22 protein-coding genes are annotated in these 18,528 nt (G+C 50.3%); 8 read left to right on the top strand and 14 right to left on the bottom strand.

Translation table 11 applies throughout. The features are described from left to right. Positions 1-10: 10 nt before the first annotated feature. From R7V76_RS02090 to R7V76_RS02140, 11 genes are all read right to left on the bottom strand, one after another. A complete protein-coding gene (locus tag R7V76_RS02090) occupies positions 11-1,408 on the bottom strand; it encodes a peptidoglycan DD-metalloendopeptidase family protein (protein ID WP_318091096.1) in 1,398 nt (465 codons plus the stop codon). Positions 1,409-1,450: 42 nt separating this feature from the next. Then, complete coding sequence (gene ftsX, locus R7V76_RS02095; RefSeq protein WP_012371286.1) at positions 1,451-2,350, bottom strand: permease-like cell division protein FtsX; 900 nt, start codon at positions 2,348-2,350, stop codon at positions 1,451-1,453. Beyond that, positions 2,340-3,026 (bottom strand): cell division ATP-binding protein FtsE, encoded by a 687-nt coding sequence (gene ftsE, locus R7V76_RS02100; RefSeq protein WP_214849545.1) that lies wholly within the window; start codon positions 3,024-3,026, stop codon positions 2,340-2,342. Before ftsE ends, ftsX begins: the two co-directional genes overlap by 11 nt. A gap of 194 nt (positions 3,027-3,220) precedes the next feature. Further along, a complete protein-coding gene (cccB, locus tag R7V76_RS02105; RefSeq protein WP_318091097.1) occupies positions 3,221-3,583 on the bottom strand; it encodes a cytochrome c551 in 363 nt (120 codons plus the stop codon). Positions 3,584-3,693: 110 nt separating this feature from the next. After that, on the bottom strand, positions 3,694-4,563 hold the full coding sequence (locus R7V76_RS02110; protein ID WP_012371289.1) for a YitT family protein: 870 nt from the start codon (positions 4,561-4,563) through the stop codon (positions 3,694-3,696). Positions 4,564-4,664: 101 nt separating this feature from the next. Beyond that, the gene (locus R7V76_RS02115; RefSeq protein ID WP_318091098.1) at positions 4,665-5,168 is read right to left on the bottom strand and encodes a GNAT family N-acetyltransferase; all 504 of its coding nucleotides are present in this window, start codon (positions 5,166-5,168) and stop codon (positions 4,665-4,667) included. Positions 5,169-5,235: 67 nt separating this feature from the next. Next, the gene (gene prfB / locus R7V76_RS02120; RefSeq protein ID WP_012371291.1) at positions 5,236-6,336 is read right to left on the bottom strand and encodes a peptide chain release factor 2; all 1,101 of its coding nucleotides are present in this window, start codon (positions 6,334-6,336) and stop codon (positions 5,236-5,238) included. A gap of 67 nt (positions 6,337-6,403) precedes the next feature. Next, positions 6,404-8,923: a preprotein translocase subunit SecA gene (gene secA, locus R7V76_RS02125; RefSeq protein WP_214765809.1), complete on the bottom strand. Its 2,520-nt coding sequence runs from the start codon at positions 8,921-8,923 to the stop codon at positions 6,404-6,406. Between the two features lie 3 nt (positions 8,924-8,926). Next, positions 8,927-9,067: a hypothetical protein gene (locus tag R7V76_RS02130; RefSeq protein ID WP_318091099.1), complete on the bottom strand. Its 141-nt coding sequence runs from the start codon at positions 9,065-9,067 to the stop codon at positions 8,927-8,929. Between the two features lie 73 nt (positions 9,068-9,140). Next, positions 9,141-9,704, bottom strand: coding sequence for a ribosome hibernation-promoting factor, HPF/YfiA family (gene hpf, locus R7V76_RS02135; RefSeq protein ID WP_012371293.1), 564 nt, complete (start codon positions 9,702-9,704; stop codon positions 9,141-9,143). A gap of 283 nt (positions 9,705-9,987) precedes the next feature. Beyond that, positions 9,988-10,188: a cold shock domain-containing protein gene (locus tag R7V76_RS02140; RefSeq protein ID WP_012371294.1), complete on the bottom strand. Its 201-nt coding sequence runs from the start codon at positions 10,186-10,188 to the stop codon at positions 9,988-9,990. Between the two features lie 250 nt (positions 10,189-10,438). On the opposite strand from R7V76_RS02140, the gene R7V76_RS02145 reads away from it, so the two are divergent. The 8 genes from R7V76_RS02145 to R7V76_RS02180 all read left to right on the top strand — a co-directional run bounded on the left by R7V76_RS02145 (position 10,439) and on the right by R7V76_RS02180 (position 17,551). Further along, positions 10,439-10,945: a competence protein ComK gene (locus tag R7V76_RS02145; RefSeq protein ID WP_026827557.1), complete on the top strand. Its 507-nt coding sequence runs from the start codon at positions 10,439-10,441 to the stop codon at positions 10,943-10,945. 94 nt (positions 10,946-11,039) lie between these two features. Beyond that, the gene (locus R7V76_RS02150) at positions 11,040-12,977 is read left to right on the top strand and encodes a hypothetical protein (RefSeq protein WP_318091101.1); all 1,938 of its coding nucleotides are present in this window, start codon (positions 11,040-11,042) and stop codon (positions 12,975-12,977) included. Positions 12,978-12,986: 9 nt separating this feature from the next. Then, positions 12,987-13,277, top strand: coding sequence for an EscU/YscU/HrcU family type III secretion system export apparatus switch protein (locus tag R7V76_RS02155; protein ID WP_214849554.1), 291 nt, complete (start codon positions 12,987-12,989; stop codon positions 13,275-13,277). Next, positions 13,274-13,666, top strand: a complete 393-nt coding sequence (locus tag R7V76_RS02160; RefSeq protein ID WP_318091103.1) for a flagellar protein FliS — start codon at positions 13,274-13,276, stop codon at positions 13,664-13,666. Before R7V76_RS02155 ends, R7V76_RS02160 begins: the two co-directional genes overlap by 4 nt. After that, complete coding sequence (locus tag R7V76_RS02165) at positions 13,666-14,556, top strand: flagellin N-terminal helical domain-containing protein (RefSeq protein ID WP_318091104.1); 891 nt, start codon at positions 13,666-13,668, stop codon at positions 14,554-14,556. Before R7V76_RS02160 ends, R7V76_RS02165 begins: the two co-directional genes overlap by 1 nt. Before the next feature lie 18 nt (positions 14,557-14,574). Next, the gene (locus R7V76_RS02170; RefSeq protein ID WP_318091105.1) at positions 14,575-15,015 is read left to right on the top strand and encodes a YaaR family protein; all 441 of its coding nucleotides are present in this window, start codon (positions 14,575-14,577) and stop codon (positions 15,013-15,015) included. Between the two features lie 23 nt (positions 15,016-15,038). After that, the gene (locus R7V76_RS02175; protein WP_318091106.1) at positions 15,039-15,707 is read left to right on the top strand and encodes a DUF2225 domain-containing protein; all 669 of its coding nucleotides are present in this window, start codon (positions 15,039-15,041) and stop codon (positions 15,705-15,707) included. 95 nt (positions 15,708-15,802) lie between these two features. Beyond that, positions 15,803-17,551, top strand: a complete 1,749-nt coding sequence (locus R7V76_RS02180; RefSeq protein ID WP_318091107.1) for a GGDEF domain-containing protein — start codon at positions 15,803-15,805, stop codon at positions 17,549-17,551. A gap of 37 nt (positions 17,552-17,588) precedes the next feature. On the opposite strand, the gene R7V76_RS02185 is transcribed toward R7V76_RS02180, so the two are convergent. Genes R7V76_RS02185 through fliS form a run of 3 tightly spaced genes read right to left on the bottom strand, consistent with a single transcriptional unit; the run spans position 17,589 to position 18,517 of the window. Further along, positions 17,589-17,768: a hypothetical protein gene (locus R7V76_RS02185; protein WP_012371303.1), complete on the bottom strand. Its 180-nt coding sequence runs from the start codon at positions 17,766-17,768 to the stop codon at positions 17,589-17,591. Positions 17,769-17,795: 27 nt separating this feature from the next. Continuing rightward, on the bottom strand, positions 17,796-18,149 hold the full coding sequence (locus tag R7V76_RS02190; RefSeq protein WP_318091108.1) for a hypothetical protein: 354 nt from the start codon (positions 18,147-18,149) through the stop codon (positions 17,796-17,798). Next, entirely contained in the window at positions 18,146-18,517 is a 372-nt protein-coding gene (fliS, locus tag R7V76_RS02195; protein WP_318091109.1) for a flagellar export chaperone FliS, read from the bottom strand. The genes R7V76_RS02190 and fliS overlap by 4 nt, the downstream gene beginning before the upstream one ends. Positions 18,518-18,528: the final 11 nt, after the last annotated feature.

Below are 18,528 nucleotides of genomic sequence, written 5' to 3' on the forward strand. Positions count from 1 at the left end.
CGTATTGAAGTTATAAGATGTAAGGCGCCGGATCGACCGCATTTGGTTGGCCGACGGCCCATTCACCGCGATGAATTTCAAAATGAAGATGTGGTCCCGTCGACCAGCCCGTCGAACCAAGTTTACCGACGATGTCGCCCGGCATGACCGTTTGCCCGGCTTTGACAGAAACCGAATCGAGATGCCCGTAAACGGTCGTCCAGACTTTGCCGTCAATCAGGTGCGTAATCATGACGACATTTCCGTAACCGGTCGCACTGCCGGCCCGGAGGACAATCCCGCCGGCCGCCGCTTTGATCGGCGTCCCTTTCGCATTAACGAGATCGAGTCCGGTATGCCGTTCCGACTTTCCGGTCAATGGATTGGTGCGGGGACCGAAGGGTGACGAGACGTAGCCGGTTACAGGCAACAGGAACGGTTTGACCGACGTACTTGGACTAGATGTCGCCGGTTGGGACGGGGCTTCCGACACCGGTTCTGAAGCAGCCGGTGGACGAGACGTCGTGTCGTTCCGTTCTTTCTGCGCTTGTGCTTCCTGTTCCGCCTGTCGCTGCGCTTCTGCTTCTGCCTCTGCTTCCCGGGCAGCAGCTTCTGCAGCTCTCTGTGCCGCTTCCGCCCGTTCTTTCGCTTCCTGTTGCGCCCGTAGTTCGACAGCCCGCAACTCTTCCAATTGACGGCTGATCAGACGTTGTTGATCTTCAAGAATCGCCGCTTCTTCCGCTTTTGTAAACTGTTCCTGTTGCAACTGTTTGACCTGGCTGTTCAACCGGACGACCAATGTCCGTTTGATTTCCGATTCCGCGATGATTTGGGTCTGCAGAATCAGCAGTTTCCGTTGCTCTTTCTTTAATTGTCCGAGAACCAGTTCCTGCTCGGATCGTTGTTCGGTTAATTGTTTGACGTTTGCCTGATAGGTCTGCAGGACACCGTCATCCTGCTTGATGATTTCACTGACAGTGCTGAAACGCGAAATCAAATCTCCAAAATCCTTTGCATCAAGCAATACTTCGATGTATTTGACGTCACCGTCCCGTTGAACGGACCGCAGACGGTCTCCGATCAACTTTTCCTGCGCCCGGAGTTTCGATTCGGTTTGACCAACGGCACGGGTGACGGTCGCCAATTCTTCTTTGGCAACAGAAACAGCCGCCTGTTGATCCGCAATCTTACTCGCTAAATCTTCCAGACGGCTGTTGACTTCATCAAGACGCGCTTTTGCTTCCTTGCGCTCCTGTTTCGTCAAGATTAACTTCTCCGACGTCTGATTCTGCGATTGTTCCGTCTCTTGCAGACGGGACTCGACCTCCTGTTGTTCCTTCAACAAATCTTCCTTGGACGTTGCCTGAACGGACACACTTGAACCAATTAATGCCAAGCTTAGGACGGTGGAACAGAATCGGACCTTCATGAGAAGCATCTCTCCTCTATACTTTTATTTGATTTTTAGAATTTAAATCTTCAAGAAGCGGCCAAGCGACGTCGTTGATCCCCATACACCGATGAAAGCACCGAGTGCAAGCAGAATGACAGACACTTGAATCGACAGTTCACCGGGTGGAATCAAGGTGAAGATCGACGCATTCAAGGATACGAGTTGCGGTTGCAACGCATTGTACGTCACTTCATAACCGAAGTAGACGACGGCAATCGGGATCAACGCCCCGAGGACACCCATCAACAGTCCTTCAATGAAGAACGGAGCACGGATGAAGCCGTTTTTTGCACCGACGAGGCGCATGATTTCAATCTCACGGCGACGTGAGAAAATCGTAACCTTGATCGTATTCGAAATGAGGAACATCGCCATGAATGTCAAACCGACAATCAGGATGATACCACCGATCCGAACCCCTTCAAGGAAGTTGAACATCTTCTCAACATAATCTTCGCCATATTCGACACTATCTATATTTTCCATTTTTTTGACTGTATTTGCAATAGTTTCTGTCTCATTTGGTGAAGTTGCCTTGACGATATACCGGTCATGGAGCGGATTATCCTTCTCAACCGACTGGTAGGCTTGCGATCCTTCGCCAAGCTGTTCCTTGAAGCGGTCCAGTTCTTCTTCTTTTGAGCTGTAACGAACAGATTCAACACCCGGCATCTGTTCTAGTTTTTTCCCAACTGCATCGATTTTTGCCTGATCGGACTCTCGTTCGACGAACACCTGGATTTCGACGTCTTTTTCGACGTTATCGGAAATCTTGTTGACGTTGAACATGACCATCGCAAAAATGCCTACGAGTAATAAGGTCACGGTAACGGCACTGACGGAAGCGAATGTCATCCAGCCGTTTCGGACGAGACCTTTTGCCCCTTCACGTAAATGACGGAATCCATTAAACTTCATAGCCGTACATTCCTTTCTCTTCGTCTCGGACGATTTTTCCACCGTCAATCGCAAGAACGCGATGACGCATCTTATTGACGATATCTCGGTTGTGTGTCGCCATTACGACCGTTGTCCCACGGCGATAAATCTCTTCAAACACTTCCATGATCTCCCATGCTGTATCCGGGTCGAGGTTTCCGGTCGGCTCATCGGCGATGACGAGTGACGGACGATTGACAATGGCTCTCGCGATCGAGATCCGTTGCTGTTCTCCACCGGATAATTCATCAGGATAGTTCCGTTCCTTGTGCTTCAGTTTTACGAGTTCGAGTACTTCAAGTACTTTCTTGCGGATCTGAGATTTGTCTTCACCGACAACTTCAAGGGCGAACGCGACGTTTTCATAAACCGTCAAGGACGGGAGTAGTTTAAAGTCTTGGAAGATGACGCCGATTTGGCGACGAAGTTCGGGGATTTGGCGGTTTTTTAACTTACCTACTTCAATTCCTTTAAATAAAAACGAACCGCTGGTCGGTCGTTCTTCGCGATACATCATTTTCATGAACGTCGATTTTCCGGCTCCGGATGGACCAACGATATAGACGAATTCGCCTTGGTTGATCGTCAAATTGACTTCACGAAGTGCCGTGACACCGTTCGGATAAATCTTGCTGACTTGTTGCATCTTGATCACTTGCTTCACATCCTTACTTGATTACTGATGGTGATCAGATAGGTCTTAACGCCTACCGAACCCCATTATAACAGGCAATAATTTTTAAGCACATTACAATCAAATGTCATTTCCGGCGGATTTACATAAAAAAAGGGAGCCGGATAACAAACATTTGTCATGTTCGTCATCTCTAGCCCCATACTATCACATATTTATTTTTTGTCAGCTAACCAGTCTGCCACCGCGACGATTTCTTTATCGTCTTTTAAGACGCCGGCCGGCATTTGACCTTTACCGTTTTTGATGATTTTTTGAATTTCTTCTGATGAGTACTTCGCGCCGACTTTCGTTAAGTTCGGTCCGACATTCCCTTCAAGGTTTTTCCCGTGGCACGTCGCACAGTTATTGGCAAAGATTTTTTCAGCGTCGACGGCTGTATTTGTTTTTGACGAATCATCGCTCATCGTCGATTCGTCCTTCGATGTATCCGATGAACTCGAATCATCACTGCCACATGCACCGAGTACAAGTGTCGCACCGAGTCCGGCTGCGAGTAAAAGGTTTTTCAGTTTCATTCTTATTCCCCCTTAGTTAAGTACAAAACGACATCGTTATCTACTAGAGTATAACCGTTATCCGTACTTTCTAAGCGTGATTTCACAAAAACTTCACTCTTTCCAAACGTTTACGGCACATTCCGGTAACGTTTGTCGTCCGAGAAACCGAGCCCAAGCACTTCGTGGGCCTCGCTGACGACCAGAAAAGCGTTCGGGTCGATATGTTTGACGATTTCTTTAAGCGTCGTGATTTCTCCCTGCCGGACGACGACCATCAGCATCGGTTTGCGCGTCCGGGTAAATGCACCGGCGGCTTCAATTTCCGTCGCTCCCCGGTCGAGTGTCTGGAAAATCTCTTTGACGAGTGCTTCCCGTTGATCGGAGATGATATAGGCCAGCTTATCGTTCGTGATACCAAGTTGCACGACATCAATCATCTTGATCGTAATGAACAAGGCGACGAGAGCATACAACCCGATTTCGAGCGAAAAGATGATGGCGGCACTGATAACGATCGTTCCGTCGAGCAATGCGATACAGAAATGGAGCGGAATTTTCGTGAAGCGGTGCAGAATCTGGGCAATCAGATCCATCCCGCCGGTCGAGGCACGGGCTTTAAAGATCAGACCGAGACCAATCCCGACACCGGCTCCGCCGAAGATCGCAGCAAGCATCGGATTCATCGTCGCTGCCGGCACCTCAAACCGTTCATAAACTAAGATGACGACCGGTAAAAAAATCGAGCCGACAAGCGATTTGACGCCGAAGCCCATCCCGAGAATCATCCAGCCGATGGCCAGCAAAACGATATTGGCAATCAGCTGAAACAAGCCCGGTGAAATTCCGAACAGATCGTTCAAAACGATCGACAGACCGCTGACGCCTCCGGAGGCCAACTGGTTCGGTGCCAAAAATAAACTGAAGGCACTGGCGACAAATACTGAGCCGAGTAATAAATACACATAGTCGCGGACGACTTCCTGACGTGTTGATGTCATAACGTTACATTTCCCCTTATATAAGTTCTACAACCCGTTTTTCATTTTAGCGGAAAAACAGAGGAGCGACTAGAAGGGCTGAGCAACTCGCAGTGGTTCTCTTATACCGCACTAAAGGGTTTCGAGTACCTGACTATCCCCGTGACTCCTTTTAATGCCTGCCGTTCAAGCGGCATGACTAGAAAGACATCCGTCGGAACCGGGAACGGGGCTTCGATGCCGTAATCGACCGCCCGCTCGAATCCGAACTGCGGATAATAACTGTCATGACCGAGGACGACGATATGCGATTCACCGGCTTCTCGCGCATCTTCAATCACTTGTCGGATCAGTTCCGAGCCGATGCCTTTCCGTTGCCAGTGTGGTTTGACACCGACCGGAGCTAACGCAAGCGACGGAATGTCCTCGATGTAAATCCGGCTCAGTAAGACATGACCGACGATTTCTCCCTTATCGGTGACGGCGACGCGGCTGTAGTGCGGCAGCGACTCCTCCTCTTCCCGCAACGCTTCGACGAAATCGGCTTCCGTCCGTTGACCAAACGCAGCCTGATGCACAAGCCGGATTCCGGCCGCATCCTTGAATATTTCTGTACGAATCTGCATCTGTTGCACTCCTTCAATCGAATTGGTAGAAAAAAACCGCCGACACAAAGGCCGACGGGATATCCACTTACATATTCATTAAGCGCAGGTACGCATCGATGAAGCCCATGATGTCCCCATCCATCGCGCCTTGCGTATTCCCGACTTCGTAGTTCGTCCGGTGATCCTTAACCATGCTGTATGGGTGGAAGACGTATGAACGAATCTGACTGCCCCAGGCGATGTCTGATTTTTCGCCGCGGATTTCGTCGAGTTTCTTTTGTTTTTCTTCGATTTCACGTTGGTAGAGTTTCGCTTTCAACATCTTCATTGCCGCTTCACGGTTCTTGATTTGCGACCGTTCCTGCTGACATGACACGACGACACCTGTCGGAACGTGCGTAATCCGAACGGCAGAGTCCGTCGTATTGATGTGCTGTCCACCGGCACCGGATGCCCGGTACGTATCGACACGCAAGTCTTCTGTCCGGATCTCGATATCGATATCATCGTTGAATTCCGGCATGACGTCACACGATACGAACGACGTATGGCGACGGCCTGACGAGTCGAACGGAGAAATCCGCACGAGACGGTGAATCCCTTTTTCCGCTTTCAAATACCCATAGGCGTTGTGCCCTTGGATCCGGAGCGTAACCGATTTAACACCGGCTTCGTCACCCGGCTGATAGTCCATCGTTTCGACTTTCCAGCCCTGCTTGTCGCAGAAACGTTGGTACATCCGAAGCAACATCGACGCCCAGTCCTGCGACTCGGTTCCGCCGGCGCCCGGGTGCAATTCGAGAATCGCGTTGTTGGCATCGTATTCGCCGTTTAACAGGATTTGCAGTTCGAACTCGTCAAATTTCTTTTTGATGTCGCCGAGTTCCGACTCCAGTTCTTCCTGGAGTTCAACATCCGGCTCTTCTTTAATCAATTCGTACGTCAAGACGATGTTTTCGTGACCGTCCGCGAGGTGCTGGTATTTATCGACCATCGCTTTCAGACCGTTTGATTCGTCGATGACTTTTTGAGCCGACTCCTGATTGTTCCAGAAGTCCGGGTACGTCATCTCGTTTTCAAGCTCCTCGATGCGTGAGATCTTCGTCTCGAGATCGAGTGATGCTTTGTATTCATCGAGTTTCTTTTCCATCCACTCGGCGGTATTACGTATTTCTGCTAATTCCATTGTGTTCCACCTTCTCTTTCCGTCAAAAGAGGCAGGAATCTCCCGCCTCTTTCAGCCGCTTCGCCACTTATGCCTGACGGCCGTGACAGTTCTTATATTTTTTACCGGATCCGCACCAACATGGGTCGTTACGTCCGATTTGTTCATTTGGATTTTTCCGGACCGGTGCTTTCTTGACGACCTTGTCCTCTTTTCCGGAAACAGCGACTTCGTCTTTAACGACTTTTTCGCGTTTCAGGTTCGGATCAAGATCTGCCCGGAGAACGAACTGCGTCACTTCTTCCGCAATCGCTGCGTTCATCGTATCAAACATCATCGAACCTTCCGATTGATACTCACGAAGTGGATCATTCTGACCGTAGGCGCGTAAGTGAATTCCTTCACGCAATTGATCCATTTGATCGATATGGTTCATCCAGTGCTGGTCGACGGCGCGGAGGACGATGACTTTCTCGAACTCGTCAAACGCTTCAGCCGGCACTTCCGAGCGTTTGTGCTCGTAATGGGCGAAAGTCCGTTCTTTTAACAGTTCGATGATTTCTTCGCGTTCCTTACCGAACAGATCCTGCTCGGAGACTTTTTCTTCGAGTGCAAGCGTCTGGTTGGCCCACTCTGCTAACGCAGCGATGCTCCACTCTTCCGGAACGAACTCGATTGGCGTGTACTGATGGACACCCGCTTCAATCGTCTGTTCGACCATTGGACGGACGATGTCAGAGACCGACTGGGCATCAAGAATCGCCGCCCGGTCCGCATACATGACTTTCCGTTGATCGGCCATGACGTTATCGTATCCGAGAACCTGTTTCCGCGCATCAAAGTTATTTCCTTCAACCCGTTTTTGAGCCGATTCAACGGCACGTGAAACCATCCGGCTTTCGATTGGTTGCGAATCATCCATTCCGAGACGATCCATCATCGATTGCAGGGAATCCGATCCAAAACGACGCATCAATTCATCTTCAAGTGACAGATAGAACTGGGATGCTCCCGGATCTCCCTGACGTCCGGCACGACCACGGAGCTGGTTATCGATCCGGCGGGATTCGTGACGTTCCGTCCCGAGGATGTAAAGACCGCCTTTTTCGATGACGCCTTGTCCGAGCTTGATGTCGGTACCACGACCGGCCATGTTCGTTGCAATCGTGACCGCGTTCGGTTGTCCCGCATTCTCGATAATTTCTGCTTCCCGCGCATGGTTTTTCGCGTTCAAGACTTCATGGCGGATGCCACGTTTCTTGAGGATGCTGCTGAGCAACTCTGACGTCTCGACGGCAACTGTACCGACGAGGACCGGTTGTCCTTCACGGTGAGCACGTTCGATTTCGTCCGCGACTGCGGCAAACTTCCCGTTCATCGTCTTGAAGATCAAGTCAGCGCGATCATCCCGGACGATCGGTTTGTTCGTCGGAACCGGTACGACGTGCATGTTGTAAATGTTACGGAATTCTTCTTCCTCGGTTTTCGCTGTCCCGGTCATACCGGCAAGCTTCGTGTACATCCGGAAGAAGTTTTGGTACGTGATCGTCGCAAGTGTCATCGATTCGCGTTGAATCTCGACGCCTTCCTTCGCTTCAATCGCCTGGTGCAGCCCTTCCGAGTAACGGCGGCCTTCCATGACACGACCCGTGAACTGGTCAATGATCATGACTTCGTCTTCACGAATCATGTAATCGACGTCCCGGTGCATGACAGAGTTGGCACGGAGCGCCAGGCTCAAGTGATGGTTCAAGGCAATATGATCGAGCGCAAACAGGTTATCGATGCCGAAGTATTTTTCAGCACGATCGATTCCTTGTTCCGTCAGCAATACACTTTTCGTCTTGATGTCGACCGTATAGTCTTCATCCGCTTTCATCATTTTCGCGAACATGTCGGCTTGCGAATAAAGCGCTGTTGATTTTTCGGCAGAACCGGAGATGATCAACGGTGTCCGTGCTTCATCGACGAGAATCGAGTCAACTTCATCGACGACGGCAAAGTAAAGCGGACGCTGTACACGGTCTTCTTTGTAGAGGACCATGTTGTCACGCAGGTAATCAAAGCCGAACTCATTGTTTGTTCCGTATGTGATGTCACAGCTGTACGCCGCTTGTTTTTCCTGGCGCGACATGCTCGACAAGTTCAGACCAACCGATAAGCCGAGTGCTGCGTAGAGGGGTTCCATGATGTCCCGGTCACGTTTTGCCAAGTATTCGTTGACGGTGATGACGTGAACGCCGTTGCCGGCGAGGGCATTCAAATAGACGGGAAGTGTCGCGACAAGCGTTTTCCCTTCCCCGGTTTTCATTTCAGCGATATCGCCGTTATGCAGGACGTATCCACCAATCAATTGGACACGGTAATGACGCATCCCGAGGACACGTGTTGAAACTTCGCGACAGACCGCAAAAGCTTCCGGTAAAATATCATCGAGGTCTTCCCCGTTCTCAAGACGAGTCCGGAATTCGACCGCTTTTCCTTCTAATTCCTGATCCGATAAGGCAGCGACTTGTGCCTCAAATGATTCCACGGCATCCGCCGCTTTTTCTGCTTTTTTCAGAACACGTTTCGTCGGTGCGAATAACTCTTTTAGAAAATTAGCCATGCCTTACAGTCCCCTTACTTCGAACGATTCTTTAAACGAACAGAATTCCGAGATTTTTCCTTTATTCAGTGTACCGAATACGCCGTCAAATTTCAACAAGCGGAGCGACTGCGTCTTATGAAATCCAACTTTAGTCTGAGACATGTTCTATTCATAAATAGTTTTTCATCATACCAAAAGAGGACTTACTCCGGAGAGTAAGTCCTCTGTAGATTCATTATTCTGGTTCAATCAAGCCGTAACGGCCATCTTTCCGACGGTAGACGACGTTCGTGTTACCCGTTTCAGCGTCTGAGAAGACGAAGAACGTGTGACCGAGCATATCCATTTGAAGAATCGCTTCTTCCGTGTCCATCGGTTTGAGTGTGAAACGTTTTGTCCGAACGAGTTCGAGTTCCGCTTCATCCTCTTCGTAGACAGGTGCTTCTGCCTCCGGTCCTTCGAGCGTTTTGAAGTACTCTCCAATACCGCCGTCTTTGGCACGGCCTCTCCGGTTGATTTTCGTTTTATGTTTCCGGATTTGACGTTCGAGCTTATCGACGACGAGGTCGATTGCTGCGTACATGTCGCCATTGACATCCTCTGCCCGTAGCAAGAGGTTTGGCATTGGAATCGTCACTTCGACTTTTTGTTTCTCATTGTTGACTTTGAGATTGACATAAGCCGTTTGCGCTTCCGTAGGAGTTGTAAAATAACGAGTTAACTTTTCAAGCTTTTTCTCGACGTAGTCCTTGAGAGCATCTGTGACGTCCAAGTTTTCACCGCGAATGTTGTAGATCATGTAAACTCCTCCTTAAGTAACCGGTTGAACCTATGAATTCGTCATTGCTTCAGTCGTTTCCTTCTGAAGATTCAAAATTCTTTTGGTTCGTAATTATTATACCACGATAAGCCTTACAAGGAAATGAAAACGGTGACATTCTGTTGAACATCTCCTGCTAAACCTAGCGCACTATAATAGTTGTTGCTTGTTGATATTAGCGTATATACCCTTAACAAATTGAGATGAAACAAAAAAACCGCTTTTAGGAAATTCCTAAAAACGGTGGTGGCTGCTAACGGAATTACAGTTTCGAGACGTTTGCCGCTTGCGGTCCACGATCGCCGTCGACGATTTCGAATTCTACTTCTTCGCCTTCTTCAAGTGATTTGTAGCCATCTGCTTGAATTGCCGAGAAGTGCACGAAGACGTCTTTTGCATCCGATGTCTCGATGAAGCCGTAACCTTTTTCAGCATTAAACCATTTTACTTTACCTTGTTCCATTCGAATTCACGTTCCCTTCGCAAACTGGATTGCGAGAGCAAGCTCTCTACCGAGTATACTATCAAAAGAAGCAATTATTGACAATTAAAAATTCTGATTAATTTGAATTAAATATTCAATTGAATTAAATTCCCTTATGTATTGCTCTATTTTTCAAAAAATTACATTGTCATTACAGGTGTAGTATTGTATTATATCGTTAGTAATTACCTATTTTATCCATTGTCCTATCTAAGGAGGATGTAGTCGAATGCGACCATTCCATAATGACGAAAAGTATCGAATCACGAAACGGACCGTTGCGATTTTACCGTGCTATGACATGATGAAACAATCCATCATCGTCCTAGAAGACGGATCAACGATCATGACACCGCTTCGTCCGTATCAACTCCTGCAGCTCTCTTGCAGACAGTACAACAGTTCCATCGAGGAACGGATCGTCACCGCCAAACGTGTCGCTTCCGTGAAAGGAAAAGTCCCTGTCGTCATCGAACCGACACTCGGTCTCGTCTTTTTCCCTACCAAATCACCAAAACGTGATGATTGCGAGTGGTACGCCTGGAGCCACATGTCCGAAGTCATCGAGGAAGACGGACAGACTAAACTCAAAACTCGTAACGGCATGATCCTTCCCGTAAACGCCTCTCCTTACATCGTCCGCAACCAAATGAAAGCAACCGGCGAGCTGATGGCTCGTTACCAGCAATTGAACGCGATGACATTAGAGGACCGCTTTAATGCAATCAAATCGTAAAAAAAATGGGTTGGGCGATGATTTCGCTCAATCCTTTTTTGTTTGTGCCGATATATAATAAGATGAAGAATTTTTCAAGAAAGGAGGTTCATCGATGAATATCCAGATGAATCCAACGAGTCCGACCCGTTCCGCCCCCACCACCACCTTATCGGAGACTAAAACATACAGCGGGACCGTCCTTGAAAAGACGGGTCCGAATACGGCCCTCGTTCAGGTCGGCCGCGAGAAGATCGAGATGACCTTCACCGGCGATGTTCCGGAAGGCACGTTTCAATTCCAGGTCAAAGGCCAAACGACAGAAGGTTATCTGATCGAGCAGGTAACGGAACAGACCGAGCCTGATGTCCCGGTGACCGGACCGGCTAAACCGGATTCGTCTGGTGTCGATGCCACCTTACTCGACAATCTCCCACCGGAATTAAAACAGGCCGTCGCCCGGCTGCTTGCGACCGGTCAACTGCCGCAGACACCGGAAACGGTCGCCCGACTCGTCGCTGCCCTGCAAGGGACTTACAAGGACCTGGTCCTCCAGCTCGTCACACGTCCGTCCGACAGTGCGCTGCCGGCTGACGCCGACGTCCTGATCGCCCAGTTGCTCGGCTCAACCGATTCGCTGGTGGAAGTCTTACCGGAACGGCAAGCGGTGATCGAGAAACCGACGCTCAGCAATGTCATCGCACTCGACGTCGCCCGCGCGACACTTCCGACACACCATGACATCGATCAGGCGACACCGGTCGCCCTCCGGCAAATCGCAATGCATGTTCCGGCAGACGTCCGACCGGACATCCTCGCCCGGATCGACCGCGGTGACCTGCCGGCGGTGCGGGAACAACTCCGGTCTTATTTCCCGAGTGAACGACCGGTACTTGCGGAACGTCCGGCACCAAGTAAACTCGAACAATTGACGGCTGTGATTGCTCAGGCACAAGCAGTGCCGACGGAAAAAACCATTCCGGCTCTATCCGTCGCTCCCGTCCGGTCAAATTTGACGGTCATTGCTGAAGTGACACCACGGCTGGCCGAAGTGACAAATGATTTCCGCAGCCAACAGCGGACGATCGTCTCGCAACTGCGGCAAATCGAACCACTCGTCGAGGAACGGCCGCTCCAGATGGCACAAGTGATTGAAAGTACGGCGAACCGGCTACGGCAAACGTTTCAGCAGACCGATGCCATGTTACATACGAGCATGCGTGACGAAAAACAACTGATCCAACTGTTGTCGAAACTCGAACGTGGAACGGAACTGGCCCTGCTCGGACGCGGGACGGAAGCGAAAGCCGTCGTCCAGGAAGTCCGGCTGGCGCTGGAAGCATTCCGCTATGCACCGGCAAACGTCCGGACCGCCTACTTACCGGAACTGAGTCCAGGCTTACGGCCAGCTGTTGCCAACCCGCAACAACCACTGGTTCCACAAGCGAACCAGTCTGTTTCATCAAACCAACCAGCTCCAGCGCAACGACCGATTCCGTACGAACCGGGTCAAAACAGTCCACGTGTCTTACAGGAGACGGTTCAAAAAACGCTTCAGTTACAGACGGCGGAGTTGAAACTTGCGACACCGGCCGCGAATCCGGAAGCCGCTAAACTGCAGACCTTCCTGAACACGCAGCAGCAGGTCAATAAACCGGACAACAATCAGCAGTTACAGCAACTGTTGCTCGCGCTGCCCGTTCAGCTTGTCGAAGGGACGGCCGGACTGCACGTCCACTTACAAAATAAACGACCGGATGAAGTGATCGACTGGGAAAACAACACGTTGTATGTCCAGCTCGAGACACCACGCCTCGGCGACATCGGCGTCCGCGTCGAGACCGTCAACCGGAAGATGCAGATTACGATTGAAAATGATTTCCCGCTCCTCGAGCGCCTGGCGACACCGTTCCTCGAACGGACGACGGAAGCCCTGCAGGCGACCGGTTATCAGGACGTCCGGATCCGGTTTGATGCCTTTACGAAAGATCAAACGACACCGGAAACCGTCAAACCGGACGAAACACCGACCGGTTACGACTACCGGATTTAAGGAGGCCCTATGTACCAGAAAATTGATTTAAAACATCGAAAATCAGCGGCCGTCCTCCGGTATGATGAAGCGTCGGGGAATGCCCCGATCGTCGTTGCCCGGGCAACGGGTGCCGCAGCGGACCGGATTTTACAGGAAGCCCGAGCCAGCGGCGTCGCAATTGAACAGGATACGTCGTTGCTCGGTCACCTGCTTGACCTGGATCTCGGAACGGCGATTCCCCCGCAACTGTATGATGTGATGGCAGAATTGCTACTGTTGATCGAAGAACTCGATCACGCGAAAGGACGGAACACATGACCGAACAAGAACTGTACCAAATGACTCCACAACAATTGACGGAGACGATGTTAAAAGGCCTTGTCTTTCAATATGACCAGGCGATGATCAGTCGTGACGAGCGCCGATTCGATCGCGTCAACGTCCGTCTGCAAAAAGCGTACCAACTGCTCGAGAAACTGCAGGCCGGTCTGAACGACGAAGGCGGCATCATCACGGCCCAGCTCGATCAACTGTATTATTACTTAGCGGAACAGACGTTACAGGCTTACATTGAGCCGACACGCCTCGAAGAACTGTTGCAACTGACGGAAGAACTGCTCGTTACCTGGCAGGCAGCCAGTCTGAAGAAAGACCGTCCCCTCGTTCGGGCGGCACACCATGAGCGTTACGAAGGGATGGACTATTAATGCGGATTTCAAACAACGTACAGGCTTTAAAAGCCTACCGAAACCTAAGCGCCAATCAGGTGAACGTCAAGACGACGATGGATAAACTGTCGAGCGGTCAAAAAATCAACCGTGGCGCTGACGACGCGGCCGGTCTCGCCATCTCGGAAAAGATGCGCAACCGTCTCAAAGCACTTGATAAAGCGGAACAAAACGTCCTCGACGGGATTTCAATGGTCCAGACGGTCGAAGGCGGTCTCGGCGAAACACACAACCTGTTGCAACGGATGCGGGAACTGGCTGTCCAGGCCGGGAACGATACACTCGCGACAGAGGACCGGACGGCAATTCAGGAAGAAATCAACCAGTTGACGAACGAAGTTTCACGCATCGCTGAGACGACGCAGTTCAACGGCAAAAAATTACTGACGGGCGCTTATGATAAAGACAATGCCGTCTTCATCCAAACGAATGCCGGTGCAAGTGAAGGTATCTCTTTGACAATCGATGATATGCGGGCGCGCAACATCGGTATCGCCTCAACGACACAACCGAACGAAAGCGTCCGCGCCCTCGATTTCCCGAGTGACGACGGTCAGCCGGAATACGCCCTCAGCGTCATGACGAGCGATGATGCCGAAGAGGCGATCAGCCATTATACGAAAGCGATCGATACGATTTCCCAGCAACGGGCACAGCTCGGAGCCGTTCAAAACCGGTTCGAAGCGATGTCGTCCGTCCTCAGCGTCAGCAAGGAAAACCTGACGGCGTCCGAGTCACGGATCCGCGATACGGATATGGCACGGGAAATGATGGAGTACGCCAAATACAACATCCTCAATCAATCCGGTATGGCGATGATCGCCCAGGCCAATGCCTTGCCGCAAGGCGTCTTACAACTACTTAACTAATCGAAGGAGGAATCACTGATGGACATCCGGCGCATCCAAGAAACAAGCCGCCTGCAGACACCGAAGACCGGACCACGTGAGGTCGAAGCCTCGACTACGTTTTCGGCGTTAATGCAGGGCAAACGCGAACATAAAGGGTACGAACGCCTGCAACAAAAACTGATGCTCGTCGAAGAGCACGGTCAGTTGCTCGCGGAAAGCCAAACAATTGAGCATCTCGAAGCCTATAAAGAAAAAATCAAAGACTTCTTAAAAGATGCTCTCGACCAGTCGCAACAGCTCGAAGAAAAACGCGGTTTTAACCGCCGCGGCCGCACAAAAATCTACAAAGTCGTTGAACAGGTCGATACGAAATTACTGCAGTTAACCGACACAGTCATTTCCGGCGAATCCCGCCGACTGGAAATTCTTGATCAGATCGGTGAAATCAAAGGAATGCTCGTCAACGTATTTGTCTAAATTTATCTCGAGGAGCAAGCATCATGCCCGATCTTTATCTTAAAAAATGCCGTTGCCCCTACTGTCTCAAAGAAACGGAGACGAAACGTGTCCTGAGCCGTCACATCCGCGTCGACAAGACGGATAGGGACGGTATGATTCATTACCAAGGACCAAACGTCTACTTTTATGAACCGGTTCAGTGCAACCACTGCCGGTTTTTATTTCACGATACGTTCGGCAAGTTACCGCTCGATGTCCGAGAGACACTCGCCGTCAACATCCTGCCGACGTTACCGATCCTGCCGTTCGCTGCAACCGAACGGACGGCGGAACAAGCGCTTCAACTTTATAAACTCTGTCTCTACACGGCACAAATCACCCGTCAAAAAGACGCCGTTCAAGCGATGCTCGGCGTCCGGATTGCCTGGCTGTACCGTTTGATCGGCAATCACGAACAGGAACTGCTCTGGATGGAGCGGGCTGTTGTGAAGTATGAAGCACTTTATGAATCGTATACCGATCCGGTCGACACCGGAATTCCGGAAGATGTTCTGTTGCTCCGGCTCGCCGATCTGCACGCCGTCCTGGAACGGACGTCAGAAGCGCGGACCTGGTACAGCATCATTTTCCAAAGCAAAACAGCCTCGGACCGGATTAAAAAAGATGCCCGGCACCACTGGGAACTGTACCGGGAACAGCACGGCCTCTAACCCTGTTCGTCTTCGATGTGCGAGATGAAACAGGGTTTTCTGACTTCATGCCGAAACAGAACTATAACTACTTTATTCAGAAAGGAGGCGAACCCATGACCCGACGCCCCGCCCTCATCCTGTATCTCGGTCTCATCTATTTGATTTTATTCACCACGTTTGATCCGGTCCTCACACCGATGATTGCCGGCATCAGTACGTTAATCGGTTTAAGCTATTGTGCCCGCTTGGCTTATCTCCACTTTCTTAAGCCGTCCGAGCACACATATCGTTTGATCGGTCAGGCCGTGTTGCTGTTTTGGCTTGGTCTTGTCATCAACTTCGTATTGGCTTTATTACCGGACCGGTTTCATCCTGTCTGGTCGGATGCACTGGCAAACGTCACGTTGACGCTCTTTTTATTCATGACGGCGCTTGTTCTGTTCCGGCTGATTGACTGGTCGTCGTTCCAGCAAAACCGCTTGCTGTATCTCGACGGTTTTATCCTGTTTGGCATGGTGTTCGTCTTCAGTTATGTTCTGATTTTACGGCGGCTCCCCGACTTCGCCCGGACGCCGCTTGAACTGGTCGCGATGACGGTGTATTGCTGTTGTTTTTCACTCCTGTTACTGGCCTTTTTAATGCTCTATACGACCGGACTGCGCGGGAAAACACAGCATCTTTTGATCCAGGCGGTCACCCTGTTTTGCGTGACGAACCTTGGGTATTATATCTTTTTAGTCCGCAATCAACTCGATCTCGCAGCGTTCTTTTTACCGCTTTATCCGGTCAGTCTTTGGGGGCTGTTGCTGTATTTCCATGATACACCGCCTGTAACATCAGGACAGCGGCAATTGTCACGACCGTACCTGCCTTACCTCAGCCTTGTTTCGCTGTTGATCTGGATTACGTTTTTTGATGTCCCCCGGATCGTTTACCTCTTAGCGGTGACGATTTTATTTTCACTGTTCTTGATGCGGCAAGTCTTATCGGAACGGTTGAACCGACAACTGTTACAGGAACACGAAGTCGTCCAACTCGATCTCGCCGATCGGGTCAAAGCAAAAACCGCCCTGCTCGAAATCCGGAAAGAAGAGTACCGCCGGCTGTTTTTAGACCATCCGCAACCGATTCTCCAAGTCACGCGGACCGGCGCTGTGCAAGCGATGAATCCGGCGGCATACGTCAGTTTCGGCGAACAGATCCCGGAACGTTTATTGGATCAGGTACAGCAGAAAATCACTCAACTGGAGAGCAGTCTGAAACTGCTCTTACAGGACCATGATTTGACCTATGAAACGACGCTGATTCCGGTGCCGGACCAGGATTATGTCTATGTCCTGTTATCTGACATTACGGAAAAACTCGAGCAGCAACAGTGGCTGGAGGAGCTCGGCTATCATGACGTTTTGACACGGTTACCGAACCGCCGGTATTTTGAAGATTTTCTGCAGGAACGACTGGCACAGATTGACGCCGGTTCGTTGCTGTTCGTTGATCTCGACGGTTTCAAGCAGGTCAATGATTCGTACGGTCATGATGCCGGTGACTATGTCCTGCAAGAGACGGCGAACCGGCTCCGGCTCCATCTCGAGGAACAAGAAGTCGCGGCCCGGCTCGGCGGTGACGAGTTCATCGTCTTCTTACCCCGTTCGAAAGCAGAAACGATTCGCTACACGGAAGACTTGATTGATCAGCTCAACCAACCGTTCTGGTTCCAGGGGACGGCGATGTCGGTTACACCGTCAATCGGGATTGCCCGCTATCCGGAAGACGGCGCGACGACAAGTCTGCTGTTGATCCGGGCTGACGAAGCGATGTACAGTGTCAAACAGCATGAAAAAAATGCCTATCGGTTCAAATGAAAAAAGGATCTTCCGCAGGTGGAAGATCCTTTTTTCGTTACAACGACTCGCGCCGATATTTTTCTTCTTCATACGCATCCGGTAAATCAGAAATCGGCCGTTCCGCTTCTTCCCAGGATTCCGACTCGACATCCGGTTCGATAAACTGATCGTACGAGCCGTCAGAGCGATAAAATGGTTTGACGACTTTTCGTTTCTTGTCTTCACGTTTTGTCACGCGCGATCCCTCCCTAAGGCTAGAAAGTTACTGACGAGAATCAAAATACGGTGAAAAGCTGCCTTCGACTTCTTCATACGGATCGATATACGATTTCCGACTCGTTTTCGTCTGACGCAATTGATTGATTTGTACCCCTAATTTAGCGGTTTCTGACGATAATTTCAAGTCGATTTTTTGACTGTCGGCGACAAGCTCCTGAATAATGGCTTGATTGGCACCGGCCAGTAAGTTCGAATGGGCCGCAATGAACGCTTCCCGTTCATTGAGCAGGTTCTGAATCTTCACTAGCCACTCGTCGTAGACGTCCTCTTCCGGTGTTTGTTCCAGCAGTTCCATCAGATGTTTCGTCTTCAGACGGAGCGGATCAAGCGGACTCATCGTTGACGCGCGAGCTTCATCGCTTCTTTCCACGTCTCCCGGAATTCTTCTGCAAAACCGATCACTTCGTCGATCGCCACGACGTCATTCTTAACGTTGGCATCAATCAAACGACCCTGCATGTAGTCGTAGAGATTATTTAAGTCTTTTGATAAGGCAATCGACTGGTTGAGCGTCAATTGCAACTCCAAGATAATCGCCTGTGCTTTTTGGATGTTTGTATTTTTTTGTTCGATTAAACCTTGTTCGATTGCCCGTTTTGAAAGCATTGAGAACTTAATCAGTCCTTCATACAGCATTAACGTCAAATCTTGCGGTAGTGCTGTCGTAACAGAGTTCGTTTGGTATGTTGCATACGGGTTTGCCATCTGAAGTCCTC

This window comes from Exiguobacterium artemiae (genome assembly GCF_033342815.1).
In the GTDB taxonomy this organism is placed as follows: Bacteria; Bacillota; Bacilli; order Exiguobacteriales; family Exiguobacteriaceae; genus Exiguobacterium_A; species Exiguobacterium_A artemiae_A.